Origin of the sequence: Embleya hyalina (genome assembly GCF_003967355.1) — a bacterium.
In the GTDB taxonomy this organism is placed as follows: domain Bacteria; phylum Actinomycetota; class Actinomycetes; order Streptomycetales; family Streptomycetaceae; genus Embleya; species Embleya hyalina.
In genome coordinates, this window is sequence record NZ_BIFH01000016.1 from 241,791 (window position 1) to 267,591 (window position 25,801).

Annotated in this window: 22 protein-coding genes, 1 pseudogene and 1 riboswitch; of the genes and pseudogenes, 12 read left to right on the forward strand and 11 right to left on the reverse strand. The window is 72.6% G+C overall.

The genetic code is table 11. The annotated features are described in order from the left end of the window. Positions 1-195 precede the first annotated feature (195 nt). A complete protein-coding gene (locus tag EMA17_RS11760; protein ID WP_126636878.1) occupies positions 196-2,157 on the forward strand; it encodes an IPT/TIG domain-containing protein in 1,962 nt (653 codons plus the stop codon). Positions 2,158-2,563: 406 nt separating this feature from the next. Next, positions 2,564-3,859: a low temperature requirement protein A gene (locus EMA17_RS11770; RefSeq protein WP_126636880.1), complete on the forward strand. Its 1,296-nt coding sequence runs from the start codon at positions 2,564-2,566 to the stop codon at positions 3,857-3,859. 180 nt (positions 3,860-4,039) lie between these two features. On the opposite strand, the gene EMA17_RS11775 is transcribed toward EMA17_RS11770, so the two are convergent. After that, on the reverse strand, positions 4,040-6,322 hold the full coding sequence (locus tag EMA17_RS11775) for an MMPL family transporter (protein ID WP_126636881.1): 2,283 nt from the start codon (positions 6,320-6,322) through the stop codon (positions 4,040-4,042). Between the two features lie 397 nt (positions 6,323-6,719). On the opposite strand from EMA17_RS11775, the gene EMA17_RS53980 reads away from it, so the two are divergent. Together EMA17_RS53980 and EMA17_RS53985 are read left to right on the forward strand one after the other, a co-directional pair. Further along, positions 6,720-7,322, forward strand: a complete 603-nt coding sequence (locus tag EMA17_RS53980) for a TetR/AcrR family transcriptional regulator (RefSeq protein WP_160161378.1) — start codon at positions 6,720-6,722, stop codon at positions 7,320-7,322. A 167-nt stretch (positions 7,323-7,489) separates the two neighbouring features. Continuing rightward, a complete protein-coding gene (locus EMA17_RS53985; RefSeq protein ID WP_246126598.1) occupies positions 7,490-8,194 on the forward strand; it encodes a ferredoxin in 705 nt (234 codons plus the stop codon). A gap of 9 nt (positions 8,195-8,203) precedes the next feature. Here the strand turns inward: EMA17_RS53985 and EMA17_RS11790 are convergent, their stop codons facing one another. Together EMA17_RS11790 and EMA17_RS11795 are read right to left on the reverse strand one after the other, a co-directional pair. Next, positions 8,204-8,407, reverse strand: coding sequence for a hypothetical protein (locus tag EMA17_RS11790; RefSeq protein ID WP_126636883.1), 204 nt, complete (start codon positions 8,405-8,407; stop codon positions 8,204-8,206). Further along, positions 8,404-9,183, reverse strand: a complete 780-nt coding sequence (locus EMA17_RS11795; protein WP_126636884.1) for an aminoglycoside adenylyltransferase family protein — start codon at positions 9,181-9,183, stop codon at positions 8,404-8,406. The genes EMA17_RS11790 and EMA17_RS11795 overlap by 4 nt, the downstream gene beginning before the upstream one ends. Positions 9,184-9,360: 177 nt before the next feature. Here EMA17_RS11795 and EMA17_RS11800 point away from each other — a divergent pair, with 177 nt between their 5' ends. Beyond that, positions 9,361-9,684 carry a hypothetical protein gene (locus EMA17_RS11800; RefSeq protein WP_126636885.1) on the forward strand — a complete coding sequence of 108 codons (324 nt, stop codon included), beginning with the start codon at positions 9,361-9,363 and terminating at the stop codon, positions 9,682-9,684. A gap of 88 nt (positions 9,685-9,772) precedes the next feature. On the opposite strand, the gene EMA17_RS11805 is transcribed toward EMA17_RS11800, so the two are convergent. Continuing rightward, positions 9,773-10,531: a DeoR/GlpR family DNA-binding transcription regulator gene (locus EMA17_RS11805; RefSeq protein ID WP_126636886.1), complete on the reverse strand. Its 759-nt coding sequence runs from the start codon at positions 10,529-10,531 to the stop codon at positions 9,773-9,775. Positions 10,532-10,581: 50 nt separating this feature from the next. Between EMA17_RS11805 and EMA17_RS11810 the strand changes: the two genes are divergently transcribed. Next, complete coding sequence (locus EMA17_RS11810; RefSeq protein ID WP_126636887.1) at positions 10,582-11,226, forward strand: HAD family hydrolase; 645 nt, start codon at positions 10,582-10,584, stop codon at positions 11,224-11,226. 96 nt (positions 11,227-11,322) lie between these two features. On the opposite strand, the gene EMA17_RS11815 is transcribed toward EMA17_RS11810, so the two are convergent. Continuing rightward, a complete protein-coding gene (locus EMA17_RS11815; RefSeq protein ID WP_126636888.1) occupies positions 11,323-11,868 on the reverse strand; it encodes a YceI family protein in 546 nt (181 codons plus the stop codon). A gap of 126 nt (positions 11,869-11,994) precedes the next feature. Here EMA17_RS11815 and EMA17_RS11820 point away from each other — a divergent pair, with 126 nt between their 5' ends. After that, complete coding sequence (locus tag EMA17_RS11820; protein WP_126636889.1) at positions 11,995-12,603, forward strand: MarR family winged helix-turn-helix transcriptional regulator; 609 nt, start codon at positions 11,995-11,997, stop codon at positions 12,601-12,603. A gap of 48 nt (positions 12,604-12,651) precedes the next feature. On the opposite strand, the gene EMA17_RS11825 is transcribed toward EMA17_RS11820, so the two are convergent. Continuing rightward, complete coding sequence (locus EMA17_RS11825) at positions 12,652-13,443, reverse strand: putative protein N(5)-glutamine methyltransferase (protein WP_126636890.1); 792 nt, start codon at positions 13,441-13,443, stop codon at positions 12,652-12,654. 299 nt (positions 13,444-13,742) lie between these two features. On the opposite strand from EMA17_RS11825, the gene EMA17_RS11830 reads away from it, so the two are divergent. Beyond that, entirely contained in the window at positions 13,743-14,027 is a 285-nt protein-coding gene (locus tag EMA17_RS11830; RefSeq protein WP_126636891.1) for a hypothetical protein, read from the forward strand. After that, entirely contained in the window at positions 14,024-14,689 is a 666-nt protein-coding gene (locus tag EMA17_RS11835; protein WP_126636892.1) for a hypothetical protein, read from the forward strand. The genes EMA17_RS11830 and EMA17_RS11835 overlap by 4 nt, the downstream gene beginning before the upstream one ends. A 529-nt stretch (positions 14,690-15,218) precedes the next feature. Here the strand turns inward: EMA17_RS11835 and EMA17_RS11840 are convergent. From EMA17_RS11840 to EMA17_RS11850, 3 genes are all read right to left on the reverse strand, one after another. Continuing rightward, positions 15,219-16,373, reverse strand: coding sequence for a terpene synthase family protein (locus EMA17_RS11840; RefSeq protein ID WP_126636893.1), 1,155 nt, complete (start codon positions 16,371-16,373; stop codon positions 15,219-15,221). Positions 16,374-16,594: 221 nt separating this feature from the next. Next, positions 16,595-18,700: an NAD-dependent DNA ligase LigA gene (ligA, locus tag EMA17_RS11845; RefSeq protein WP_126636894.1), complete on the reverse strand. Its 2,106-nt coding sequence runs from the start codon at positions 18,698-18,700 to the stop codon at positions 16,595-16,597. A 28-nt stretch (positions 18,701-18,728) separates the two neighbouring features. Beyond that, positions 18,729-19,913, reverse strand: coding sequence for an MFS transporter (locus EMA17_RS11850; RefSeq protein WP_126636895.1), 1,185 nt, complete (start codon positions 19,911-19,913; stop codon positions 18,729-18,731). Between the two features lie 59 nt (positions 19,914-19,972). On the opposite strand from EMA17_RS11850, the gene EMA17_RS11855 reads away from it, so the two are divergent. After that, on the forward strand, positions 19,973-20,944 hold the full coding sequence (locus EMA17_RS11855; RefSeq protein ID WP_126636896.1) for an ArsR/SmtB family transcription factor: 972 nt from the start codon (positions 19,973-19,975) through the stop codon (positions 20,942-20,944). A gap of 67 nt (positions 20,945-21,011) precedes the next feature. Then, positions 21,012-21,755 (forward strand): YqjF family protein, encoded by a 744-nt coding sequence (locus EMA17_RS11860; RefSeq protein ID WP_126636897.1) that lies wholly within the window; start codon positions 21,012-21,014, stop codon positions 21,753-21,755. Between the two features lie 113 nt (positions 21,756-21,868). On the opposite strand, the pseudogene EMA17_RS11865 reads toward EMA17_RS11860, so the two are convergent. Both EMA17_RS11865 and EMA17_RS11870 read right to left on the reverse strand, forming a co-directional pair. After that, positions 21,869-22,309, reverse strand: a pseudogene (locus EMA17_RS11865) (ECF transporter S component); the annotation flags it as partial. A 140-nt stretch (positions 22,310-22,449) separates the two neighbouring features. Further along, entirely contained in the window at positions 22,450-23,109 is a 660-nt protein-coding gene (locus EMA17_RS11870; protein ID WP_174861347.1) for an AAA family ATPase, read from the reverse strand. Positions 23,110-23,809: 700 nt separating this feature from the next. Next, positions 23,810-23,928, forward strand: a riboswitch (cobalamin riboswitch). Positions 23,929-24,060: 132 nt separating this feature from the next. On the opposite strand from EMA17_RS11870, the gene EMA17_RS11875 reads away from it, so the two are divergent. Beyond that, positions 24,061-25,161, forward strand: coding sequence for a prenyltransferase/squalene oxidase repeat-containing protein (locus tag EMA17_RS11875; RefSeq protein WP_126636898.1), 1,101 nt, complete (start codon positions 24,061-24,063; stop codon positions 25,159-25,161). Positions 25,162-25,801: the final 640 nt, after the last annotated feature.

A 25,801-nucleotide genomic window follows, 5' to 3' on the forward strand; every position in this document is an offset into this window, starting at 1 on the left:
ACCCGGTACGTTTCGGGCGATGCACCGACGAATCGCGATCCGTGATTCGCGGCCGTCCGGTACCACGGCTCGGCACCCGTTGCCGGGCGTGGCACCGGATTCGGGTGGGGGCCCGAGTGCTGCACCGCGGGGTGGGGATCGGTGTGCCCCGATGGAACCGGCCGGGTGCGCTCCATCGTCAGGGAGGGGATCCCGATGTCACACGATCTCGCAGAGCCCGCCGACCGGTTACGGCACCCGCGCCGCCCGGCCCGGCCCCACCGCCCACCGACCCACCCCGCGCCGCCCGCCCGGCTGATCGCCCTCGTCGCCGCCGCGGCCCTCGTCCTCGCCGGCCTGATCGCCCAGGCCGTACCCGCCGCCGCGGCCCGCCCGGGCGTGGCCGTCTACGTGGCCAACTCCGGCTCGAACACGGTCTCGGTCATCGACGCCGCGAACAACACCACCACGGCCACCGTCCCGGTGGGCCGGGGCCCGTACGGGCTCGCCGCGAACCACGCCGGCACCCGGGTGTACGTCGCGAACTTCGACTCCGGCGGCATCTCGGTGCTCGACACCGCCACCGACGCGGTCGTCGCCACGATCGCCACCGGCGGCGCGCCGTTCGCGATGGCGATCGACCCGACGGACACCCGGCTGTACGTGGCCCAGGGCAACTCCGTCCTCGCCGTCGACACGGCGACGAACACCGTCGCCGCCACGATCGCGGTGGGCACCGGCCCGATCGCGGTACTGGTCGCGCCGGACGGGGCACACGTGTACGCGGTCAACAACGCCGGGCGCAGCGTCTCGGTGATCACCACCGCGACCGGCGTGGTCGGCACGACCATCACGCTGCCCGGTACACCCGACGGGGCCGCGCTCAGCCCCGACGGGCGTCGGCTGTACGCGGTCGACAACCAGTCCGGACTGTGGACGCTCGACCTGACCGCCGGCGGCCTGCTCGTCGCGACCGTGCCGATCACCGACGGCAGCAATGTCGCGGTGGACCCGACCGGAAGGCGGGCGTACGTCTCCGCGTTCCCCGCCGAGGTCAAGGTGGTCGACCTGGTCACGAACACGGTGGTCGACAGCGTGCCGGTGGGCGGGTACCCGGCCAACCTGACCCTGCACGTCGCGGGCCGGTACGTGTACACCACCAACGCCCAGTCCGGTGACGTGTCCGTGATCGACGGCACGACCGACACCGTGGTGGCCACCGTCCCGGTCGGCTCCACCCCCTACGGCATCGTCGTCGTCGGCGTCCCACAACCGCGCACCGTCACCTCGGTGCGCCCCGACTCCGGCCCCACGGCCGGTGGTACCTCCGTCACCGTCACCGGCACCCACCTGACCGGCACCACCGCCGTCGTGTTCGGTACGACCCCGGCCGCCGCGTTCACCGTCGTCGACGACACCACCCTCATCGCGACCGCGCCCCCCGGCGCACCCGGCACCGTCGACATCACCGTGTCCGGCCCCGGCGGAACCAGCGCCGGCTCGGCCGCCGACCGCTACACCTACGTGCCCGCCCCCACGGTCACCGCGGTGAGCCCGAACTCCGGCCCCGACACCGGCGGCACGGTGGTCACCGTCACCGGCACCGACCTCGCGGGCACGACCGGCATCACCTTCGGCCCGGGCCGCCCCGCCACCGCCGTGACCTGCACCGCCACCACCTGCACCGCGACCGCGCCGCCCGGTCCGGCCGGCCAGGTCGACGTCCGGGTGACCACCGCCGGCGGCACCAGCGCGACCGTGCCGGCCGACCACTACACCTACATCGCGAGCGCGGCCGACGTGTCGGTGGTGCTCCAGGCCAACGGCGTCGGCGGCCTGTTCGGCGCCCACATCGACTACACCGTCACCGTCACCAACCGGGGCCCGAACGCACTCGCCTCGGCGACCGTCACCGCGCCGCTGCCGTCGCCGATGACCGCGACCTCGCCGGACTGCACGGTGGCCAACCGCACGGTCACCTGCACGGTCGGCCCGCTCGCCAAGGGCGCGGCCACCACCCGCCACTTCACCGCCCCGATCGACCTGCTCAATCTGGGCCTCGGCTACGAGGTCACCGCGAGCCGCACGGCGAGCACACCCAACGACCCCAACCCGGGCAACAACACCTCGTCGGCATCGTGCACGGTGATCACATCACTGCTCATCCTGTGCTCGTGAGCACCGGGCACCGCGCACCGGGCACCGCGCACCGGGCACCTGAGCACCTGAGCACCTGAGCACGCGTACTCGCGTGCACGTGAACTTCCAACCACCGACCACCAACCACCGACCACCAACCACCGACCACCAACCACCGACCACCAACCCTTGCGGCGGACCGGAAATCCGGTCCGCCGCAGCACATCCCGGCCCATCTCGGCGCGTCCGGGATACGCCGACCGCGAACGTGATGATTTCCGCTGTCCCGGGACGCGCGGCGCGGTGATGATGGGCCCTCGCACGTACGACCCGAACTCGACCACCCGCGCAGGTTCGGGCGGCCCGACCGGCTCGCGGCCGGCGGCCGCGACGCGTGTGTCGGGATCGAAGGAAGCATGCTCGCAAGACACCTGGAAGTGACCGCATGAACCCCTCCCCGACCCCACCGGACCGGGACCCGCACGACCACCCACCGACCGCCGCCGGCGACGCGCCCGCCACGACCGCCGCCGAGCCCGTCCTCTCCATCCCCATGGACCTCCCGCACGACCCGGTCGAACCCCCCGACGAACGGGAGCGGTCCACCGGCGTCACGCCGATCGAGCTGTTCTTCGACCTCGTCTTCGTCTTCGTACTCACCCAGGCCACCCACCAGGTGGAGTCCCATCCGGGCTGGTCCGGCCTGTTCCAGGGGATGTTGCCGCTGGCCGCGCTGTGGTGGATGTTCGGCGCGTTCAGCTGGCTGACCAACGCGGTGCGGCCCGACGCGGTGGCGCATCGGCTGCTGCTCGCGCTGACCATGACCGCGTTCTTCGTGATGGGCCTGGACCTGCCGTACGCGTTCGACCCCGACGGCTGGGCGTTCGGACTCGCCTTCCTCGTCGCGGTCGGGATGCACGTCGCGCTGTTCCTGACCGCCGCCGAGCCGTCGGCCCGCGCCGGGATCCTGCGGCTTGCCCCGTTCAACGCGGTCGGCGGCGTACTGATCCTGGTCGCGCCGCACCTGTCCGACGTCGGGACCTGGGTGTGCTGGGCCGGTGCGGTGACGGTGTTGTACCTGTCGATGGTGATCGGCCGGATCCGCGGATTCGTGGTCGAGCCGCACCACTTCGTGGAGCGTCACGGCCTGATCATCCTGATCGTGCTCGGCGAGTCGGTCGTGGCGGTCGGCATCGGTGCGGGCGGGCGACCGGTCGACTGGAAGCTCGCGGGGGGCATCCTGCTCGGCATCGCGGTCGCCACCGGCATCTGGTGGACCTACTTCGGCGGTGACGACGAACGCACCGTACGGGCCATGTCCGAGGCGTCGGTGGAGCGCCGGCAGATGCTCGGCTATGTGGCGTTCGGCCTGGCCCACGCGGTGATGATCGCCGGCATCGTGCTGGTCGCGGCCGGCATCTCGGACGGCATCCACCACCTGGGCACCGACACCAACCGCTGGTGGCTGGGCACGGGCGTGGCCGTCTTCCTGCTCGGCCACGCCTGGCATCGCCACGTACTCGGCACCGGATCGATCGCGGCGCGGATCGGCGCGGCGATCGTGGTCGTACCACTGACCGCCCCACTGGCCGGCGCCGGTTGGGCCACGCTCGCCACCGCCACGGCCGTACTCGCGGCCATGACCGTGGCGGACCATCTCCTCCAACTCCGCATGGCACTCCCGAGCGAGGCGCGGGAGCCCCGGGTGCCCCGGGAGCGGCAGCCGACGGCGACGACCTGATCCGACCGACCCGCGCCACCACCGCAGGCGCACGACAACGGGGTGTGCCCGAGCCGAAGCCCGGGCACACCCCGCCGTCGTCTTGTCCGGTCGAATCGAACCCCTGTCGTCCGGATCAGATCTTCGTCGTCCGGATCGGATCACACCCCGGTCGCCCGGATCGGACCTCGACCGTTCGGATCACACCTTCACGGTGTCCAGATCCGGGTCCCGGTCCGGTCGCCGAGGCGCATTCGCGTCCACCGGCGCCGCGTTCGCGTCGTCGTCCCCGAGGTACTTCCGCAGCCCCTCGCCCTCCACGTCGACGTTCGGGATCAGCCGGTTCAGCCAACCCGGCAGCCACCACGCGGACTTGCCGAGCAGGGCCAGGACGGCCGGCACGATCGTCATCCGGACCACGAAGGCGTCGAACAGTACCGCCGAGGCGAGACCGAAGCCGATCATCTTGACCATGGAGTCGGGTGCTCCGATGAAGCCGGCGAACACCCCGATCATGATCAGCGCGGCAGCGGTGACCACCCGGGCCCCGTGGCGGAATCCGCTGACCACGGCCTGTCGGGGGCTCTCGCCGTGGACGTACGCCTCGCGCATCCCGGTGACGAGGAACACCTCGTAGTCCATCGCCAGGCCGAACACGATGCCCACCAGGAAGATCGGCATCATGCTCATGATCGGCCCGGTCTGGTCGACCCCGATCAGGCCGCCGAGCCAGCCCCACTGGAACACCGCGACGACCGCGCCGAGCGAGGCCACCACCGAGAGCAGGAAGCCGCCGGCCGCCTTGATCGGCACCAGGACCGACCGGAACACCGCCATCAGCAGCAGGATCGCGAGGCCGACGACCAGGGCCAGGTACGGCAGCAGCGCGTCGTTCAGGCGCTGGGAGAAGTCGATGTTCAGCGCCGGTCCGCCGCCGACCAGGGTCTCGGCACCGGTGCGGGCCTTGGTCTGATCCGCCGTGTCGCGGATCGCGTGCACCAGGTCCTTGGTGGCGTTGCTGCTGGGCTTGGAGTTCGGCGTGACCTCGATGATGGCGGTGTTGCCCGCCTTGTTGAACGTGGCCTCGCCGACCGAGGCGATGCCCTTGACCTTGCCGAGCGCCTGGGTGACCTCGGCCGCGGCCTCCTTGCCGTTGTTGCTCTTCGCGGCGTCGACGACGACCAGGAGCGGTCCGTTGAAGCCGGGGCCGAAGCTCTCGGTCAGCAGGTCGTAGCCGCGGCGCTGGGTGGTGTCGGTCGACTTGACGCCGTCGTCCGGCAGGCCGAGCTGCATGCTCCCGACGGGAATCGCGAGGGTGCCCAGGCCGAGTACGGCGATCACGAGCACCCGGATCGGGTGGCGCAGCACGAACCGGGCCCAGCGGGTACCCATGTTCGGCTTCTCCGCGGCCCGTCGGTGCACGCTGCCGCCCTCGGCGGCCTCGGCGGCGAGCAGTTCGGCCTTCCTGCGGGCCTTGCGGCCGAAGATGCGCTTGCCCGCGAAGCCCAGGATGGCGGGGACGAAGGTGAGCGCGACCAGCACGGCCACCGCCACCGTCCCGGCCGCGGCCAGGCCCATCTCGGTCAGCATCGGGATGTTGACCACCGCGAGGCCGGCGAGCGCGACGATCACGGTGAGGCCGGCGAAGACCACCGCGGAGCCGGCGGTGCCGACCGCGCGGCCGGCGGCGTCCTCGGGTTCGTGGCCCTTGGTGAGTTCGTTGCGGTAGCGCGAGACCACGAACAGGGCGTAGTCGATGCCCACGGCCAGGCCGAGCATCATGGCCAGGGTCGAGGTGGTGGGGGAGAGGTCGAACACGCCGGCCAGGGCGGTGATGGAGCCGACGCCGACCGCGACGCCGAGCAGCGCGGTGAGGATCGGCAGACCCGCCGCGACCAGGCCGCCGAAGGTGATCACGAGTACGACGGCCGCGATCGCGATGCCGACGATCTCGCCGTTGCCCGGACCGGAGTCGTCCTGGAGCGCGTCGCCGCCGACCTCCACGGTCAGGCCCGCGTCGCGGCCCTTCTGCGCGGCGTGCTTCAGGTTGTCGCGGGTGGCGTCCTTCAGCGTGTCGCCGGAGACCTGGTAGGACACCGCGGCATAGGCCGTGGTGTGGTCCTTGCTCACCGTGCCCGCGGTGAACGGGTCGTCGGCGGCGGCCACCTGGTCGCTGCCCTTGAGCGCGCCGACGACCTGGTCGACGGCCGCCTTGTTCTTGGCGGAGTCGATCTGCTGGCCGGCGGGGGCGCGGAAGACGATCCGCGCGCTCGCGCCGTCGGCCGCCGCCTCGGGCATGCGCTCGCCGAGCAGGTCGACGGCCTTTTGCGCCTCGATGCCGGGGACGGTGAACGGCTTGGCGGCGGGGGCGGACGCGTTGGCGGCGCCGAACCCGACGAGGGCGATGATCGCCACCCAGAGCAGGACGACCAGGCGCCGCCGCCGGAAGGCGCTCCGGCCGAGTCGATACAGGAAAGTGGCCATGAAAGGGGTCTCCAGGCTCATGCGAGTCGGGACTGGACGGGGCGGGACGTGTGCCATCGACCCGGACGACACGTGTCGAAACCGCCGGGTTGGATGCGCGTGACGGAAAGGCGAAAAAGAGACAGGGGCAGGTGAGGGCATGCGCGAGCAGGTCGCGGGCCCGTCCGGCCGAGCATTTCTACTAGCCGGACAGTAGAAAGTATTCACCGCGATCAACCCCGCGGACGTCCTTCGGAGGTTCTGGCCGCGCGTACTACGTGGGGCGTAGTTTCTACTGGCCGTACAGTAGAAATAGGTTTTGAAGCAGGTCCGGGAACCGGATCGCGGTGGTGGGTCTCGGCAGCAGGTGGGGTGCGGGGCGCGAAGGTGTTCACCGCCACCGGGGAAGGATGCGCGCGTGACCGGTCAACGAGGCGACACCCGGCGCCGTGTCCGGGATGCCGCACTGACGCTGTTCGCCGAGCGGACCTACGGCGCGACCCGGCTCCAGGACATCGCCGACGCGATGGGCGTGACCAAGGCCGCCCTCTACTACTACTTCCACACCAAGGAAGAGATCCTCGCCGACCTGGTCGAGCCGGCCGTCGAGGAGTTGGAGGCGATCCTCGACCGGGCCGAGGGGCACGGCTTCTCGCCCGCCGCGACCCGTGATCTGCTCGTCGCGATGGGTGAGTTGTACGCGCGGGATCGGCGCCTGCTCACCGTGCTGATGTTCGACCGCACCTTCCGGGCCCAGCCCGTGCTGGGCACGCGGGTGCTGGCCTGCCGGCGGCGTACCCAGCGGGCGTTGAACCGGAGCGGCGCCGAGGACACGATGGTCGGCGAGGTGCGGGCGCTGGCCGCGCTGGCCGCGCTCACCGTTCCACTGGCCGCGCTGGAGGGGTACGAGGACCTGCGGCCGCTGGTCGGGCCGTCGGTCGCGGCCGCGTGCGCGGTGCTGGGGATCCGGCCGCCGCGGGCCCGGGCGGTGGCGGCCGTCGGCTCGACGGTTTCGGAGTAGCCGGGCGCCGGATCGGCGCGGGGTGTGGCTGTGACCGGGTGGGCCGTGTCTGTTCCGTTCCGTTCCCTTGCCTTGCCTTGCCTTGCCGTCGGTTCCACCGGTTCTCGGCCGCGGTCTCGGCGTAATGCCGGTGGCCGATTCCGGTTGGCGCAATAAGGTTCGGCGTCATGGACGTGACGCCGCTTTCCGTGTCGGCCTTCGTGGTTGCCGCCGTCGCGGTCATGTGGCTCGCGGCGTTGGCCGACGCGAACCTGAAGGCGCGGGAGACGCGGGAGACGCGGAAGTCGAGGGCCCCGCTCGGGCACGACCGTCGGGCCGCCGGTTGGGACCCGTGCCTCGTGTACTGGGATCCGCTGCCGATGGCCCACCACGCGCTCGACGCCGTCGGCGGCGGCCTCGGCGACGGCCGCCGGTTCGGCAACGCCCGCTGGGTCGACCGGAGTTGGCTGAGTGTCCCGGGCCCCTTCTTCATCGGCGCGGGCGATGTGGGCCCGGGTGGCCGGGTGGCCGCCGCCCATCTCCTGGCCGACGACGGGCGTCGGGCCTTCGTGCACCGCCAACCCCGCACGCCGCGCGAGGTGTGCGACCTCCTCGGCGTGGCCGCCGCCGGGCCGGTCGGCGGCTGTGGGTGGGACGGGGACGAGCACTGGACCCCGGCGGCGGTGCGCGCCTGGTGGGCCGATCGGGATCGGGTCCGCGCGTGGATCGACGCCCGTCTCGCCGATCCCGATCCGGCGCATCACGACCCCGCGACGCTGCGGGCGTTCGCGGCACATCTCGACCACGGCCTCGAGGACTATCTGCGCGGGTACCTGTTCTGGCTGATCACGGGCCGTCAGCCGACCCGGCACGATCCGCTGCCGCCGCTGTGAGGCGCGGGCTCACGCGACGTACGTCTGCGGCCGGATGTCGTTCGGATCCCGGGAGGCGGGCCGGGTGAAGCCCATCTCGGGGGTGGGCGAGACGCGGGAGCCGGTCACGCCGGCCTCGGTCGACCGGTCGGCCCGGGCGTCCGGTTCGGCCCGGCTCGCCGACGGTGAGGGTGTGGTGGTCGAGCCCGGTCGGGGTCGACGGGCGCTCCTCATCGATTCCCCTCGGCGGCGACCAGACGATCGATCGCGGCGACGACATGCGCGGCGTGCGCCCGTACCTGCGGCCGGAGTTCGTCCCATCGATCCCGTTCGATGCCCAGGTAGCCGGCCCTGGCCCGGGCGAGCGGCGCCCGGTGCTCGGCCGGGAGTCGCCCGAGTGCCCAGTCGGCGGCCCGGTCCTTCGACTCGATCGCGCCGGTCGCGAGGGTGGTCCAGATCCGGGCCAGGGTCAACAACACGTTGCGGGTGTCGGATTCGAGTTCGTCGAGCAGGTCCGGGATGCCGGCGACGACGGCCCGTTCCAGGTCCCGATGGGGAACCGGATCGAGGACTTCGTGCGGTGCCGGGCCGAACAGCGCGACCCCGCCCGCCGACACCATCGTGAGCAGTGGCGCGAGGTCCGGATCCACCGTCGGCCCGGGCGTCTCCCCACGCTCGTACGCCTCGCGCAGCCACTCCCCGTACTGGAACTCGCGGCGCGGCGGATACCGCCACGGCCGCACCTCGTCGTGCACCACGACGGTCAACTCCACGGGTCGCGCGGGCCCGCCCCGCGCCCGCGTCCCGGAGATCGCCAACAGCCCGTCCACCAGCGCCCGCCGCTGCCCGAGGGTGGTGGGCCGGTGCACCACGACCAGCACGTCGAGATCACTGTCCGGCCGCAACCCACCCGCCACGGCCGACCCGTGCGGGTACGCCCCGACGACGTCGTCCCCCAACGCCGCCCGCACCAGTCGAACGACACCGTCCCAGCCATCCGCGGCGTTCATCGAGGATCCTCCGGTTCGGGCTCGGCGTGTTGTTCCACGGCGCTTCGGGCGTAGCGGTCCCGTGGGCCCGGGTGCGGCGCGCGGCGCCGGGCCGTCACGCCGGTAGCCATACCTGTGCGTATCTTCCCATCATCGCCGGTGGTGCCGACCACGCGCTGATGGGGAAGGGTGCAGGGCATGGAGCGTTCCGAGCTTGCGACAGTGCCGCCGTGGCGGCGCACCGGTGTTGGGCACTTTCCACATGCCGCCATGGTGCGGGGGGTGTGGTGGGTGCTGCGCCTCAATGTCTTTCCGGATCATCCGATGTTCACGCTGTTCGTCGACGGTGCGCGGCGTTTCGACTTCGACGACTCCCCGCCGTACTGGGACCTTTGGGTCGAACCGAAGGCTCCGCCGCTGCCGGCCGAGGCCGTCGAGGCGGCGTTGGCGCCCGTGCGGGACTTCGTGGCGTACGGCAGCGAGGTGGGGCGTCCGTGCGACAACCTCTTCTGTTGCGGATGAGGCCCGGATGCCCGCCGTTCGGCCGCTTCGGCGATCCGGCGATCCGGTGATTCGGTGATTCGGTGATTCGGCGAGTGGGCGCGGGAGTTCAGACCACCCGGACGTCCACGCCGAGGTCGCGTAGCCGCTCGACCGCCTCGGTCGGGGCGTCCCCATCGGTGATCACCATGTCGAGGTCGGTCACCGGACAGACGTGACCGAGGCCGGTACGGCCGAACTTGGCCCCGGCGCAGACCGCGACGATCCGCTGCGCCGAGGCGATCATCGCCTGTTTGACCGGGATTTCGTCCGGATCGTGGGCGGTCAGCCCGTGCTCGACGGAGATGCCGCAGACGCCGAGGACGGCGGTGTCCACCCGCAGCGTGCGCAGCGAGTTCTCGGTCAGGGGGCCGCTCAGGCTGAGCGCGCCGGGTGTGCTCCGGCCGCCCGGGACGAGCAGGCGTACGTCGGGCGCGTCGCCGAGGACCCGGGCCGCGTGCAGGTCGAGCGGGACGACGGTGACCCGGCGGCGGGCCAGGACGCGGGCGATGGCCAGGTTCGTGGTGCCGCTGTCCAGGATCAGCGATTCGCCGTCGGTGACGAGCGAGTCCAGCTCGGCGGCGATGCGGCGCTTGCTCTTGGTCGCCTCGTGCTCCCGGACACCGAAGGGCGGTACCTCGCCGCGCAACATCAGGCTTACCGCGCCGCCCCGTACCCGCCGCAGCACACCGCGCTCGGCGAGTTGGTCGAGGTCGCGACGGATGGTCATCTCGGAGCAGCCGGTCTCCTCGGCCAGCTCCGCGACCGTAACGCGCTCCGTCGTACGCATACGTTCGATGAGCGTTTGTTGACGTTCCGCACTTTCCATGCGTTCAATCAAACGTATCGGATGTTCGAAAGTCAACGAACGGAGCGCCCATGGGTACCCGATGGATCGTCTTCGACTTCGGCGGGGTCATCTGTGTCCCGCCTTCCGACGCGGCGAGCGAGGCCCTGGCCGGTGTCGTCGGGGTCACGGCGGCCGAGTTGTGGCCCGCGTACTGGCCGGATCGCGTCGACTACGACGCGGGCACGCTGGATGCCGCCGGGTTCTGGAGCGGGGTGTGCGCCCGGTTGGGCCGTCCGACGCCGGACTCGGCCCGGGTCGACGTGCTGGTGGCCGCCGACCTCGCGATCTGGATGGACATGAACCAGGACACCCTCGACCTGTTGGCCGAGTTGGCCGGACCCGCGGGCGGCGCCGACCCCGGTCTCGCGCTGCTCTCGAACGCCCCGATCGAAATGGCCCGACACCTCGAGGAGCAGGACTGGTCGCGACTGTTCCGGCACCGGGTGTTCAGCGCGGACCTGGGCCTGGCCAAGCCCGACGCGCGCATCTATCTCCACCTGTGCGAGCGGCTCGACGCGCGCCCCGACCAACTGCTGTTCATCGACGACCGGCCGGAGAACCTGACGGCGGCCCGGGCCCTGGGCATCGAGACCCTCCACTACACGGACACTCCGACGCTGCGCGCCGACCTCGCCCGGATCGGGATCACCGTTGCCGCTTCGCCGCACCTGTAGCGTCCCCGAACCCGCCGGGGTCGCCGGGCCCGATGCGCTTCGGGAAGCGGGCGCGCATCGGGGCCCGGCGTGGGCGGGGTCGACTACAGGCGGGGGTCACGCCTGCTTGGCTTCGATTTCCAGGACGATGGTGATCTTGTCGCCGACCGCCGCGCCCGCCGCACCGCCGGTGACGCCGAAGTCGCCGCGGCTGATCTCGGTGGTGGCGGTGAAGCCGGCGACCGGGCTACCGTCGAAACCGGTGCCGAAGCCGTTCAGTTCGAGTTCGAGGGTGACCTTCTTGGTCACGCCGCGCAGCGTCAGGTCGCCGTCGACCTGGTAGACCAGCGCGGACTCGGCACGCAGACCGGTGGAGGTGAAGGTCAGCGTCGGGAACCCGTCCGTGTCGAGGAAGTCCTCGTTGCGGATGTGGTCGTCGCGCATCTTGTTGTTGCTGTTGACCGAAGCGGTCTCGATGGAGGCGGTGACCGAGGACTCCAGCGGGTTCTCGGCGGTGACGATCGTGCCCTCGAAGGTGTCGAAGCGCCCGCGGACCTTGGCGACACCGAGGTGACGTACCGAGAACGAGACGTCCGAGTGGACCGGGTCGATGGTCCAGCTGCCCGCGATGTAGCCGGGGATGGTCTCGACGGAGGTGGTCATGGGAACTCCTTGGGAAGCACTGCGATGGGGTGGCCGGCCCGCCGCGATGTTCCGCGCCGGGTTTGTTGAACGCTCAGCAACATAGCACCAGTAAGTTGAGGATTCAACAAGTCTTATGCTGTTCCCATGAACGACGACGATCGGCTGACCACCTCCGAGCGCGAGATCTGGCGGTCGTACTTCACCGGGACCAGGGAACTCGCCGCCCATCTGGACCGGCGGATGCGGCGCGAGGCGGGCATGCCGATGACGTACTTCGAGATCCTGGGCCTGCTCGCCGAATCGCCGGATCGTCGGATGCGGATGAGCGAACTGGCCGCCGCGTCGTTGTCGTCCAGTAGCCGACTGTCACACGCCGTGACCGCCATGGAGAAGTCCGGATGGGTCTCCCGGGGCCCCGCCGAGGGGGATCGGCGGGGCTGGGTCGCACATCTGACCGACGCGGGTCTGACCGCCCTGGCGGAGGCCGAGCCGACCCACGCGGCCACCGTGCGGGAGCACGTGTTCGACACGTTGACGCCGCGCCAGGTGGCCTCGATGGCCGAGATCGGCCGCACCATCCGGGACGGCCTGAGCGGGGTCTGCGCGAGCGCCCGGGCGGAGGCCGCGGGGGTGGACGGATCCGAGGTCGGGGCCGGGGACGGAGCCGGGGACGGTGTCGGCGTTGGTGGTGTCGGTGTCGGGATGGAGGAGATCGACACCGGGATGGACTGTCCGCTGGACGGCGCCGAATAGACCGGGGCGGGCGGGAGCGGGAGACGCCGGGCGTTCCCGCGCCGACCCCTACCCGTCCGCCGCCCGCGTGCCGATCACGACCGTGGCGTACAACTCCTCCGACTCGACCACCCGCGTACGCAGGCCGGCGGTCCGGAACACCTCGACCGTGCGCGCCGTCTGCCGCTCGCTGGTCTCGACCAGCAGTCCACCGCCGGGGGCGAGCCAATCCGGCGCCGCCGCGGCGACCCGACGCTGGACGTCCAGACCGTCCGAGCCGCCGTCCAGCGCCACCCGGGGTTCGTGGATCCGGGCCTCCGAGGGCAGCAGTTGGATGTCCTCGGTGGGCACGTACGGGGTGTTGGCGATCAGGACGTCGATCCGACCGCGCAGCGAGGCGGGCAACGGTTCGTACAGGTCGCCCTCGTACACCCGATCCGCCGCGACGTTGCGCCGTGCGCACCGCACCGCGGCCGGGTCGATGTCGGCGGCGTACACCTCGACGCCGGCCACCTCGGCCGTCACGGCCGCGCCCAACGCGCCCGAGCCGCAGCACAGGTCGACCACGACCGCGCCCGGACGGGCCAGCGCGACGGCCTGTTCGACCAGGAACCCGGTACGCCTGCGCGGGACGAAGACGCCCGGATCGACGGCGATCCGCAGGCCGCGGAACTCGGCCCAGCCGAGCACGTGTTCCAGCGGGAGGCCGGCCACCCGGCGATCCACCATCGCGGCGAGTTGGGCCGGATCGACGGCGGTGGAGACGAGCAACCGCGCCTCGTCCTCGGCGAATACACAACCGGCGGCGCGAAGCGTGGCAACGATGGGTGCCATCGAAGACATCGAGGAAGTCGAGGACATCGGGAACGGTGCGGCGGAGGAATCCGACATGAGAGCCTTGGAGCCTTTCGGGATGCCGAAGGGTGCTCTCGCGGGCTCACCTAAGCCGGGGAGGCCGCACGGTCGTGGAAGGAGAGCACCCGACCTGACACAGCGGTAATGGGTCCCACCTCCTCGACGTCGAGTCCGATCCGCGCCCCGAACCGGGCGCGGCGGCAACACTACCCGACGGGGATCGGCGCGTCCGCCGGGGTTCCATCGGGCACGCCGTCGGCCCTGCCACGCACGCGCCGGTCGACCGGCCGCCGGACCCTCGAGACGTGGAACGCGTCTTCCGCCGCAGCGAGGGCAACCCGCTGTTCGTCGAGGCGCCGGCGCGCACCCGAGTCGAGCCCGACGCGGACACCGCCGCCGAAACCCCGGCCCCGCTGCGCGAGTTGCTGTTGACCGGCGCACACCGCGTCGACTCGCCCGACCGCGCGGCCGTCGCCGGAACCACCGTCGGCCACGCCCTCCTCCACACGATCAACGCCGTCGACACCGCGACCCCCACCCGAATCCCGGGCACGGCGCCACCGACATCGACGACGCGCTGCGCGCCGTGATCGACGCTCGGCTGCCGATCCCGATCGGCGACGGCTACGGCTTCCGGCGCACGCTGATCCGCGACGCGGTCCACCACGATCTCCTCCCGGGCGAGCGGATCCGGCTGCACACCCGGCGCGCGCGGGCGCCGACCGCCGGCCCCGCGCCCGCCCCGGAGGGCCGGGCCGCCGCCGAACCGGCCGCGCACCGGTACGCCGCCGGGGACCGGCCCCGCGCCTTCGCCACCGCCTGGCGCGCGGCGGGCGCGGCCTACGCCTACGCCGAGCGGCCGGCCATGCCGGAACGTGTCCAGGACCTGTGGGACGCCGTCCCCGCCCCGGTCGGGGATCCCGGTGCTCGAACCCGCCGCCGACACGGCCGCCCACGGCGGCGCCGCGCTGAAACCCTGCTCACCGAGGCCCTGCACCTGCCCGACCCGGCCCGGGACCCCGCGCGGGAACACACCGGCGGGACCCGCTCCCCGACCTGGAGCGCACGGTGGGCCCAGCCACCGCCGACGAAGCGCTCGCCGAGACGATACGCGCACCGTCCGCCCGAGCCGAAATCCACGCCGCCATGGCCCAACTCCGCACACCCGCCGCCAAGTTGCCCACCACAGGCCACCTCCAGCAGCGCACCAACGGACATTCGAGCCCGAGGCCGGTCTGCCCACACGCCCTGAACGCGGCAACGGCGTCCCTGACCACGGGAACCCGAACAACGGCCGCCACGGCCCCAGGCTCACGACACGAGGCGCGCAGGCTCACCGCGCCGCACACCGCAACCGATTCCCCAATATCAACAACCCTCACAGCCCGTCCGGCGTTTGAGGACCCCGAGCAGCCCTCGGCCCACGACCCGAGACGCGCGGGCCCATCGAGCCCGTACCGCAGCCGACTTGCCGGCCGCACCAACCGCCCTAGCCCGTCCGGCGTTTGAGGACGCCAAGCGGCTCCGGGCCCACCACACGAGGCGCGCGGGCCTATCGAGCCCGCACCGCAGCCGACCTGCCAGCCGCACCAACCGCCCCAGCGCGTCCGGCGTTTGAGGACACCAAGCGGCCTCCGGGCCCACGACGCGAGGCGCGCGGGCCCATCGAGCCCGTACCGCAGCCGACCTGCAGGCCGCACCAACAGCCCCAGCCCGTCCGGCGTTTGAGGACGGCAAGCCACATCGGGTTCACCTCACGCGCACCGGGCCCGGGCCCACCCCTACGGCCACCGATGCCCCGCCGCACCGCCGTCCCAACCCCGCGGCCGACCCCGAGCATCCAACAGGTCCTCCACGAACTCCGGCACCCGCAGCCCACCACCCTCGGCGCTCCGCGCACTCGCACCGGCCACCCCCCGCCGACGGTCGATCGACCGGACGTTCTCCCACGCCCAAGCCTCCGTCCCCGCCATGCGATGGTGCATCGCCGAAACGCAGCGCGTCAGCACCAGATCGGCAGCCGGATCCGCCAACGCCGTCGCGCTCCCGCCGCCCTGCAACTCCCGGCGCGCGCTCAGGAAGTCGGCCACCCGATCCTGAATCCGCGCGGCCACCGCCGATTCCGCATGCGCGCGTCCCACATGCTCCGTGTACGCGAGCACACCGACCAGGTCGGTGGCCACATCCGCCCCGCGACCGGCCCCGGAACCCGCACCCACCCCGCCGCCACCGACCGCACTGTCCCGCGACGCGTAGTAGTCGCTGGTCCAGGAAACCACGTCCGCCTGCGCGTTGCGCACATCGTCGTACGCCGCACCGTCCCGAATCACCACCGCCAGTTCCCCGCCCGCCATGTACTCGTCCAGCAGCAGACACGGGAACTGCCCGCAGGCGAACCGCCGATGCCGCACATACGCCTCGACCCCACCGGGGTGATCCCGCCCCGCCGTGCGTGGCCCGCCCGGAGGGTGTGGCAACACGTGTCGCAGGGTCTCCACGCCCTCGACCACGAAACGCTCGCGCCAGTCCGCACTCATGGCCGGATACACCCGCCCCAGGATGTCCGCGAGCGCGCGCGCCATCGGCCCGGCGGCGGGATCGGCGCGACCCGTGCGGTACACCGGCTCGACCTGATCCATCAGGTGCTCCCGGCCGGTTGCGGTGCGTTCGTCCGGTTCGGCGTAGCGGTCGTGCGTGAGGAACTGCCAGGCGATGAACTGCGCGTACAGGACCAGCCGGTCGGGCTCGGCGTCGGGGTGCGTGTAGGCGGCGAGGTCCCCGAGCCGCGCGCCGACCAGCCGTTTCTCGGCGTCGGCGTGGTCGAGCAGGTCGTGGCGTCGGGCCCAGTCGAGCAGCCGGCATTCCGCTTCGGGCGCGTGCGGATTGCGGTCGAGAGCGAACGGCAGCGGTATTCGCGGGGGATGTGCCTCGACCATGGGGACTCCATTCGTCGTCGAAGGGTGGTGCGGCCCGGCGCTTCCGCGTGCTGCGAACCTTCCCGGCCACCACCGGCTCCCGAACGCGACGATGCCGGCGTCCGCGACTTCGCACACCGATATCGTCCTATTCGCCTCGCGGTGTTCGTCGATCTGCTATGGATCGCCCGAATCGCCGTCGTCGGAGCGGGTATCGACGCGAATGCCGGCGCCCCCGTCGGTCAGGACGGGAGCAACGCCCCTACCAGTTCCGCGAATTCCTCCGGCGTCAGGATCCGCACACCCAGTTGCTCCGCCTTGGTCCGCTTGGATCCGGCCTTGTCCCCGGCGACCACGAGCGCCGTCTTCTTGGACACCCCGGACGAGGCGGTGCCACCGGCGCGTTCGATCAACTCGTTCATCTCGTTGCGCGACAGCGTCGCGAGCGCACCGGTCATCGCCCCGGTCACCACGACGGCCATGCCCGCGAGCGGCCCGGCCTCGCCCGCCGATTCGTCCGCGGATGCCTCTGCCCCCGCATCCCCATCCGCACTCGTGCCCGGCACCACCCCGGGCTCGGTCATGTTCACCCCGGCCGCCACCAACTTGTCGATGACATCCGCGAGTTCGGCCAGTTCGGCGACGATCACCGCCGCCTTTCCGGGCCCGATCCCCTCGACCCGCGCCATCGCCTCCACGTCGGCCGCGCGGATCGCGTCCATCGTGCCGAAGTGGCGGGCGATCCGCCGGGACATCGAGCGCCCGGTCAACCGCACCCCCAGCGCGCACAACACCCGGTTCAGCGGCTTGACCCGAGCCTCCTCGATGCCCGCCATCAGCCGGTCGGCGATCTTGTCGATCCGGTCCAGCGCCAGGAACTGTTCGCGGGTGAGGGTGAACAGGTCGGCCACGTCGGCGACCGCGCCGGATTCGACGAGTTGCGTGACGATCCGGCCACCGATGCCCTCGATGTCGAGTTGGTCGCGGCCCACCGCGTACAGGATCCCGGCGTGCAGACCGCACGCGCGGCCCTGCGCGCACCGCCACCGCTGCTGCGAGGTGTCCACCTCGCCGCCGCACTTGGGGCACGCGGTGGGGAACTCGATCGGCGTCTCGGCGCCGGTGCGCGCGTGCACCAACGGGGCCTCCACGCGCGGGATGATGTCGCCCGCCTTGTACACGCTGACCGTGTCGCCGATCATCAGCCCGCGACGCTCGATGTCGGCCGGGTTGTGCAGGGTCGCGAAGCCGACGACGCTGCCGTCGATCTCGATCGGGTCCAGGATCGCGCGCGGCGCGATCACCCCCGTGCGGCCGACCGCCCAGTCGACCCCCAGGAGCCGGGTGATCTTGTGCACGGCGGCCATCTTGTACGCGATCGCCCAGCGCGGCGCACGCGTGCCGTTGCCGGCCTCGGCCTGGTCGACGGCGGCGTCGGCCTTGATCACCACGCCGTCGATCCCGAACGGCAACTCGGCCCGCAGCGCGGCGATTTCGTCCACCCCGGCCTGGACCTCGGCGATCGTGGCGCACACCCGGAGCCGCGCGGCGGTACGTCCGGTGGTGAGCACGCCCAGCGCCTCCACCCGGGCCATCACCGCCGAGTGGTCGGCGGTGCGCAACTCGGCCGCGAACGTGCTCTCGTCGTCGGGCAGCGGCAGGGCCACATAGCCGAAGAAGGTCATCGGGATCACGTACGGCCGGTCCTTGGCCCGCAGCGTGCCGGCCGCGCCGCCGCGCGGATTGGCGAACACACTCGCGCCGTACTCCCGGCGGATCTCGTTTGCCGCCTCGAACTGCGCGGTGGTGAGCAGGACTTCGCCGCGCACCTCGATCGAGACCGGTTCGGCCAGCCGCTCGGGCAGACCGACGATGGTGCCGATCGCGTGCGAGACGTCCTCCCCGGCGATGCCGTCGCCGCGGGTGATCAGCCGGTCGAGCCGGCCCTCGCGGTAGCGCACCGCGACGGCGAGGCCGTCCATCTTCGGCTCGACCGTCAGCGCCGCCGGCGCCCGCCCCAGCCGGCGCTCCAACGACGCGGCCCACGCGGTCAGCCCCTCCGGGGCGAACACGTTGTCCAGGCTCAGCATCGGCACCGTGTGCGGCACCTCCCCGCCGGGCAGCGCACCCGCGGCGACCTTGCCCACGGGGGACTCGGCGACCGCGTGCTCGGGGTGCGTCCGCTCGTACGCCTCGATCCCGCGCAGCAGCCGGTCGTAGGTGTCGTCGTCGACGGTGGACTCGGCGCCGCCGTAGTAGGCCCGCGCGGCGTCGGCGACGGCCGCGACGGCCCGGGTGTACGCGTCGAAGTCGGCGAGAACGGCGGCCGGCGCCGGGGTGTCGATCATGCGTACATGCTCTCGAACGGCACCGACATCACCCCACGGGCACCTCCGCCGCCCCCGGCCCCGCCCGCAGGCCCGCCGTCAGGCTCAGCGTCACCGTGATCGACAGCCCCGCCATCACCACCATCGCGGTGGTCGGCGACGTCACCTGCGCGATCCCGCCCGCGAGCGACGCGCAGACCCCCTGCATCGCCACCATCCCGGACGAGTGCAGCCCCAGCGCCTGGCCGCTCAACTCGTCCGGCGTCATGGCCATCAGCCGCTCCTGGAACAGCAGGCTCGCCGAGTAGCCGACCGACGCGATCGCGACCACGACCAGCGCGAGCGGCAGCGCCGGACGCGTCACGAACAGCAGGTACGGCCCGGCGAGCAGCAGCAACATCGGCAGCCCGAGCCGGTGCCGCCACGGCCCCGGCACGAACCGGCCGCCGACCACGTCCCCGGCCAGCATGCCCAGCGCCGCCGCCGCGAACAGCAGTCCCGCGTGGTCGGGTTCGAGTGGGATGAACAACGACTCGCAGCCGACGACCAGCCCGTTGGGCACCCACAGCGCGAGGTAGACGTACCGGCGCGGCTTGACCGACCACAGCAGCGCGTTGTTGCGCCACGTCTCGGCCACCGACGGTCGACCGGCCGCGCGCGGCGGCCGAGCCGCCAGCCCGCACCGCGACACCACCGCCGCGAGCAGGTACAACCCGGCCCCCACCAGGAGCGTGCCGCGCGCGGACAGCGCGGTGACCAGCACGGCGCCGAGCGAGTAGCCGAGGATCTGTACCGTCCCGTTGCTCATGTTGAGCACCGACCGGCCGAGCAGGTAGCCGTCCCGGGGCAGGATCTCGTTCAGCAGCCCGAAACGCACCCCGCCTCCCACCGCGGCCACCGCGCCCTGGCCCAACACGATGGCGAACAGCGCCCACAGCGGCATTCCGGGCAGGGTCAACGCGGCCGTACCCAGGGCGAACATCAGGCCCGTCGCGGTCAACGCGGCCCGGGGCGGCAACCGGTCGGCCGCCGACATCAGCGCGGTCGCCCCCACCACTTGCGCGAGCGACCCGCCGAACATGCCGAGCGCGGCCAGCAGCGGCGAGCCCGTCCGGTCGAAGACCAGGGTGCCCAGGGCCAGTCCGCTCACCGTCATCGCCGCCAGATGGGCGGATGTGGCGGCGAACAACGGGGTGTACTCCGGTGTTCGGAACAGCTCTCGGTAGGTGCGCATGGCGAGAGCTTCGGGGCAGGTGGGGCCGGGGCGTTACTGTTTCGCCGGGAGGCGAAAGCATGGGGTGGTGGCAGGTCGACGCGGATACGCTCGCGGGGAGCCGCTTCACCGTTTCACCACTGGCCGAGGTCACCGCGACGCTGAAGACCCTGGAGCGCGGTACGGCCCGCCACCCCGGCGAGGGCGCCTGGTTGGCCGCGCACCTGCCCGCCTACCGGGCCCGGCTCGCCGCCGACCCGATCACCGCGCTGCTGCTGCGCGTCGGCTACGGCGGCAGTTGGAACGCCGACTTCCTCACGCCTCCGCCGACCCGCGATCCGGAGCCGGGCTTCGGCACGGAACTGGCGCGGGTCCGGGCCGCCTCCGCCGCCGACGCCCGGGCCGACCTGGAGGTGTCGATGGGCGGATCACTGCCGCCCGCGCTGCGGCGCGACGACCTCGCCGCCCGCGCCGCCGACATCCTGGACTGGGTCTGGACCGTGGTGGTCCGCCCCGACTGGCCGCGCCGCCGCCGGATCATCGAGGCCGACATCGTCGCCCGCACCGATCGACTCGGCCGCGGCGGCTGGGCGGCGGCGCTGGACGACCTGCGCCCGGGCATGCGCTGGCTGGGCGCGAGCCGACTGCGGATCAACGCGTACGACTACCCGCCGCGCGATCTCGGCCGTGCGCGGCTGTCGTTCGTCCCGGTCACCCCCGGGCGCGGCTGGGTGGCCTGGGACGAGGCCCGGCACTACGCGGTGATCTACCCCTGCTCCGGCGTCCTGGCCGACGGCCCCCGACCGGCCGGGGCCGATGCGCTGGCCCGCCTCCTCGGAGTGGGCCGGGCCGGCGTACTGGTCCGCCTGGACACGCCCAAGAGCACCAGCCAACTGGTTGCCCTCACCGGCCAGGGCCTGGGCTCGGTCGGCCGCCACCTGCGGATCCTGCTCGACGCCCACCTGGTGCTGCGCCGCCGTGCCGGCCGCTCCGTCCTGTACTACCGCTCCCCGACGGGCGAGGCCCTGATCGCCGCCCAGACACCACGATGAACGGGCGCCGGCCCCGACCCGGGCGATGCGGCGACACTCGCCCCCGCCGATACGCCACCATGGCCCGATGAGGATCGAACCCGTCACCCCGTTGGCGCCGCGCGGGATCCGGCACGTGGTACTCACCCAGCGCTGGAGCGAACTCACCTTCCTGCACTGGCCCGTGCCGCCCGCCGAGGTCGCCCCGCTGCTCCCCGAGGGCACCCGGCCCGACGTGCTCGACGGGGTGACCTACGTCGGCCTGGTCCCGTTCCGGATGGTCGACGTCGGCCTCCTGCGGCTGCCGCGCGTTCCGTGGCTGGGCACCTTCCCGGAGACCAACGTACGGCTGTACTCGGTGGACGGCGCCGGTCGTCGCGGCGTCGTCTTCCGCTCCCTGGAGGCCGCCCGCCTGCTCCCGGTGCTGACCGCCCGGGCCACGCTGCGCCTGCCCTACCGCTGGGCCCGGATGCGGATCGAGCGCGCCGGCGACCGGGTGCGCTACACCACCCGCCGGCACCGCGTCGAGGGCGCGCCGCACGCGGCGACGGTCGAGGTCCGGGTCGGACCGCCGGTGACCGAACCCGGGCCGCTGGAACACTTCCTGACCGCGCGTTGGGGCCTGCACACCCGCGTCGCCGGCCGCACCCTCTACCTGCCCAACGCGCATCCGCAGTGGTCGTTGCACCACGCCGAGGTGCTGCGCCTCGACGAGAACCTGATCGCCGCCGCCGGCCTCCCGAACGTCACCGGCGCCCCGACCAGCGTGCTCTACTCCCCGGGCGTGCCGGTGCGCTTCGGCCCGCCCGTCACGGTCGCCGCCGACGCCTGACCGGCACGATCGCGACACAGTTGGTGATCGCCCATTCGGTGTCCCGAGGTGAGCACGGCGAACACGGAGAACCGGCACAGGTTGTCCAGGACGGCGTCGCCGGGTACGAACGCCGGCCCGACCCCGGCGGTCAGCAGGGCGGACACGAACAGCGATGTACAGCCGAGCAAGAACCCGAACCCGAACCCGAACCCGGGCCCGAAACCCGCCCGGCCGGGACGAGCATGAAGAACACCGTCTCGATCCCCGCCGTGCGGCGCCCAGCGGCCGCAGTGCCGCGTTGATCGCGGACAGTACGCCGGCATGGCCGGCGCCTTGGAGTCGAGCCCGCCGCCGGTCGGTTCGGCCGGCACCACCGCGACCACGAACGGCGGCAGGACCGCGAAGATCAGCGGCGCGTCCCCCGAATGCGCCGCCGACCCCGGCGCCGGGGAGGCGAGCAGCGGCCACAGGAACATGGCCGGGCCGGTGACCGAGGCGACGGCCGGCACGATCGCGGTCCGCGGGGTGATCCGGATCGTGTTCGAGCGGTTGCCGGTGTCGACGGTGCTTATCCGGTCGTCTCCCTGTCCTGTACGGATTCCCGGGCGCGGTCATCGGCCGCCCGGACGTCGTGGCGGTGGCCGGCCGGACGTCGGGATCGCCCGCCCACCCGTCGCCGCCCCGCCCAGTGCCTCCTCGACATCGCCGACCGTCAACCACCGCGCAGCGCCGAGGTCTTGGCCACCTGCGGTGCGAACGCCAGCGATGACACCACCACTTCGGCGGTCGGGCCGTCCGCGATGAGGTCCCTCTCGGCCATCACCACCACCCGATCGGCGACCTGCGCCACGAACTCGACGTCGTGCGTGGCCAGGACGATTACCCGTCCCGCGTCCGCGAGTTCGCGCACCACCCGGACGAAGCGGAGCTTGGCGCGGTGGTCGAGACCCCGGGTGGGTTCGTCGAGCAGCACCACGTGCGGCGCCGCCACGAGTCGGATCGCCGGCACCAGTGCCGGCCGCTGCCCCTCGGAGACGCCGCGCGGGTGGACGGCGCCGTCGATACCCGGCGCGATGCGATCCAACAGCGCTCGGCACGCACCGGGTTCGGCGCCGGATTCCCGGTCCGCCTCGGCGCATTCCGCGTCGACCGTCTCCGGGTAGAGCAGGTCGCCTGCGGCACGGTGGAGGTCACCGGCGAGTCCGCAACCACGGCCGCGAACAGCACCTTCGTGGTCGCGCCGGCGATCCGCGAGCCGGGAAAAACCCCGCTCCTCGGCGCTGTTGTACCTGCGTACGTCCACGTCCACGTCCACGGCGTCGGCGGCGGCCTTCGGCGCCGCAGGCTCCGAGCGGGTGGCGGCCGGCGCCATGACCGTGTCGACGGTCGGGCCCCGGTCGGAGCCGGAGAAGGCCGGGAAACGGCTACGAGCACGGCGCCGCAGACCGCGACGCCGCCGGTCGGAAAGCCCGGGCTTCAGCGTGTAGTCCACGACAGCTGGAGCCCGCACTTCGTACGCACCCAGGTATTCCGACTCGCGGCGGCCTCGCGGCCACCGCCTACGGTTGCGGGTCGGCGCCGGATTTCGACCGGCTTCCCCTGGGTTTCGAATCATCAAGTTGTGAGGGTGCCGACACGGGTCGGCGAGCGGCGCATACGGAGCATTCCGTGCTTCGGATAACGGGACGGGAAGACGATTCGCCGTGCGGTTCGTCACGATCGTCGCCTCGCGCGACCGTCGGGCGGCCCGGAAGCGACCCGAACCACCGCTGCGACGTGGGACGTTCCCATCGCGTTCGGACGGACCCGCGAAGCCGCCCCGGGCGCACGGAAACCGATCGCCACGAAGTCGCCCACGGAGTCGATGCGTTGGGTCGGGTCGGGCGGTCGGTGGCGTGGTGGCGCGGTCCTTGGCCGGAAACGGCGTTTCTTCCCGCGCGCCCGAACTCGTAGAGTGCGGGACGTCGACACGCCGGGATACCGGTGTACCCGCGGTGTCCGTTGCGGACATCGCGACTCGATCCGGTCGCCCGCGTGGCGACCCGCGGTTCCGTAGCTCCCGTAGCATCCCGTTTTCCAGCCCCATCTCCGGTGGCAGGGGAAGTCCGGTGTGAATCCGGCGCTGACCCGCAACGGTGGTCCGTCGCTCCCGACGGCCAGCCCGAATGCCTGTCGTCGGAGCGTTTCGTCTCCCTTCCCCGTCGTGGTCCGCGGGGCGGAGCCCCAGCGCCCCGCGCGCCGGGACGGTGCCGCCGTCGGCGGTCCCGTTCGGCCGTACGGATCCGCCGGGTCCGCCGCGTCGTGGGCCCGGAAAGGCACCGTGATGACGCTCACCCGCCCCGGACGCCGGATGGCCGCGCTGTTCGGCGGACTGGCCCTGGCCGGCGCGACCGCCCTGATCCCGACCACCGCCGTGGCGGCACCGCCCACGAGCGACCCGACGCCCGCGGCGACCGCGTCCGTGCTCGCCGGCAACCGCACCCAGGCGGCGGCCGGTTGGCTGGCCCGGCAACTCGTCGACGGCGAGCGCTTCGAGACCACCTTCGACGGCGTGACCTACCCCGACCAGGGCCTGACCATCGACGCGGTCCTGGCGTTCGCCGCGGCCGGGGTCGCCGAACAGAACGGGGCCAAGGCCACCGCGTGGCTGGCCCGCCCGGAGATCCTGTCCGGCTACATCGGCGACGGCACCACCAACGCCTACGCCGGAGCCACCGCCAAGACCCTCCTCGCCGCCGAGGTGCGCCGCGTCGACCCCACCACCTTCGGCGGGGTGGACCTGCCCGCCCGGCTGCGCTCGCTCCAGCAGCCCTCCGGCCGATTCACCGACACCTCGCCGTGGGGCGACTACAGCAACGCCTTCAGCCAGTCCCTCGCCCTCCTGGCCCTGGATCGCACCCCGGCCGGCGCGCCCACCGCCGCGGTGGACTTCCTGGCCGGCGCGCACTGCGCCGACGGCGGATTCCCGCTCGACTACGGACAGCCGACGTGCACCAGCGACGCCGACTCCACGGCGATGAGCGTGCAGGCGCTGGCCGCCACCGGGCGACACCAGGAGGCGGCGGCCGGCCTGCGGTGGCTGGTCGCACACCGACTCCCGGACGGGGGATTCGGTACGCCCGGCGCGACCGCGTCGAACGCCAACAGCACGGGCCTGGCCGCGCAGGCGCTGCTGTCCGGCGGGCGCCTGATCCCCGGCCTGACCGCCCGTCACTTCCTGACCGAGCGTCAGGTCGGCTGCTCGGCCGACGCCGGCACGCGGGGCGCGATCGCCTACGACGCGGGCGGGTACAACCCGGCCACCGCGACCCGGGCCACCGCCCAGGCGGTACTCGGCCTGGCCGGGACCGGCTTCGCCGACCTGAGCAACGCGGGCGCCCGCCAAAACGCCCCCACGCTGCACTGCCCCGCCCCCACGAACTGACCCGAAGGGTCGGCCGGCCACCGTCGATCCGCCGATCGGACCGCCGGTGACCGCTCCGGGGGGCTCGGCCACCCCCGAACCCCCCGGAGCCCCGGCCACCCACCACCCGAACACCCAACACCCACCCCACCCGGACCCCCGCCCACCAAACTCGCACCGCCACACCCCCCGCAACGCAACCACCCACCCGGACCCAACCGGGGCACTCCGGCTCAACCACCCGCCCAGACCCCAACCGGTCCACCCCAGCTCAACCACCCGCCCGGTTATCGACCGGGACACCCCCGTTCAACCGCCAGCCCGGGCTACCGACCGGAGCACGTCGATACCCCGCTCGCCCGGTTACCGACCGGGCTACCTCGGCTCGACCGCCCGCCCGGGTTGCCGACCGGGGCACGTCGGCTCGACCGCCCGCCTGGGTCACCGGATCGGGGCGCGTCGGTGTGACTGGCTGCCGGGTTGCCGATCGGGGCACGTCAGTGCCCGCTCGCTCGGTTACCGACCGGGCTACTTCGGCTCGACCGCCTGCCCGGGTTGCCGATTGGGGCACGTCGGCTCGACCGCCCGCCTGGGTCACCGGATCGGGGCGCCTCGGCGTGACAGGCTGCCGGGTTGCCGACCGGGGCACGTCGGTACTCCG

Bases quoted from the DNA above. Each gene is read 5' to 3' on its own strand.
- EMA17_RS11795 (WP_126636884.1), bottom strand. From the start codon at position 9,183: ATGAACGCCGCGGATGGCTGGGACGGTGTCGTTCGACTGGTGCGGGCG.
- EMA17_RS53985 (WP_246126598.1), top strand. From the start codon at position 7,490: ATGGACGTGACGCCGCTTTCCGTGTCGGCCTTCGTGGTTGCCGCCGTC.
- EMA17_RS11760 (WP_126636878.1), top strand. From the start codon at position 196: ATGTCACACGATCTCGCAGAGCCCGCCGACCGGTTACGGCACCCGCGC.
- EMA17_RS11855 (WP_126636896.1), top strand. From the start codon at position 19,973: ATGGGGTGGTGGCAGGTCGACGCGGATACGCTCGCGGGGAGCCGCTTC.
- EMA17_RS11810 (WP_126636887.1), top strand. From the start codon at position 10,582: ATGGGTACCCGATGGATCGTCTTCGACTTCGGCGGGGTCATCTGTGTC.
- EMA17_RS11840 (WP_126636893.1), bottom strand. From the start codon at position 16,373: ATGGTCGAGGCACATCCCCCGCGAATACCGCTGCCGTTCGCTCTCGAC.
- EMA17_RS11850 (WP_126636895.1), bottom strand. From the start codon at position 19,913: ATGCGCACCTACCGAGAGCTGTTCCGAACACCGGAGTACACCCCGTTG.
- EMA17_RS11790 (WP_126636883.1), bottom strand. From the start codon at position 8,407: ATGAGGAGCGCCCGTCGACCCCGACCGGGCTCGACCACCACACCCTCA.
- EMA17_RS11820 (WP_126636889.1), top strand. From the start codon at position 11,995: ATGAACGACGACGATCGGCTGACCACCTCCGAGCGCGAGATCTGGCGG.
- ligA (WP_126636894.1), bottom strand. From the start codon at position 18,700: ATGATCGACACCCCGGCGCCGGCCGCCGTTCTCGCCGACTTCGACGCG.
- EMA17_RS11860 (WP_126636897.1), top strand. From the start codon at position 21,012: ATGAGGATCGAACCCGTCACCCCGTTGGCGCCGCGCGGGATCCGGCAC.
- EMA17_RS11800 (WP_126636885.1), top strand. From the start codon at position 9,361: ATGGAGCGTTCCGAGCTTGCGACAGTGCCGCCGTGGCGGCGCACCGGT.
- EMA17_RS11775 (WP_126636881.1), bottom strand. From the start codon at position 6,322: ATGGCCACTTTCCTGTATCGACTCGGCCGGAGCGCCTTCCGGCGGCGG.
- EMA17_RS11815 (WP_126636888.1), bottom strand. From the start codon at position 11,868: ATGACCACCTCCGTCGAGACCATCCCCGGCTACATCGCGGGCAGCTGG.
- EMA17_RS11875 (WP_126636898.1), top strand. From the start codon at position 24,061: ATGACGCTCACCCGCCCCGGACGCCGGATGGCCGCGCTGTTCGGCGGA.
- EMA17_RS11805 (WP_126636886.1), bottom strand. From the start codon at position 10,531: ATGGAAAGTGCGGAACGTCAACAAACGCTCATCGAACGTATGCGTACG.
- EMA17_RS11770 (WP_126636880.1), top strand. From the start codon at position 2,564: ATGAACCCCTCCCCGACCCCACCGGACCGGGACCCGCACGACCACCCA.
- EMA17_RS11825 (WP_126636890.1), bottom strand. From the start codon at position 13,443: ATGTCCTCGACTTCCTCGATGTCTTCGATGGCACCCATCGTTGCCACG.
- EMA17_RS11870 (WP_174861347.1), bottom strand. From the start codon at position 23,109: ATGGCGCCGGCCGCCACCCGCTCGGAGCCTGCGGCGCCGAAGGCCGCC.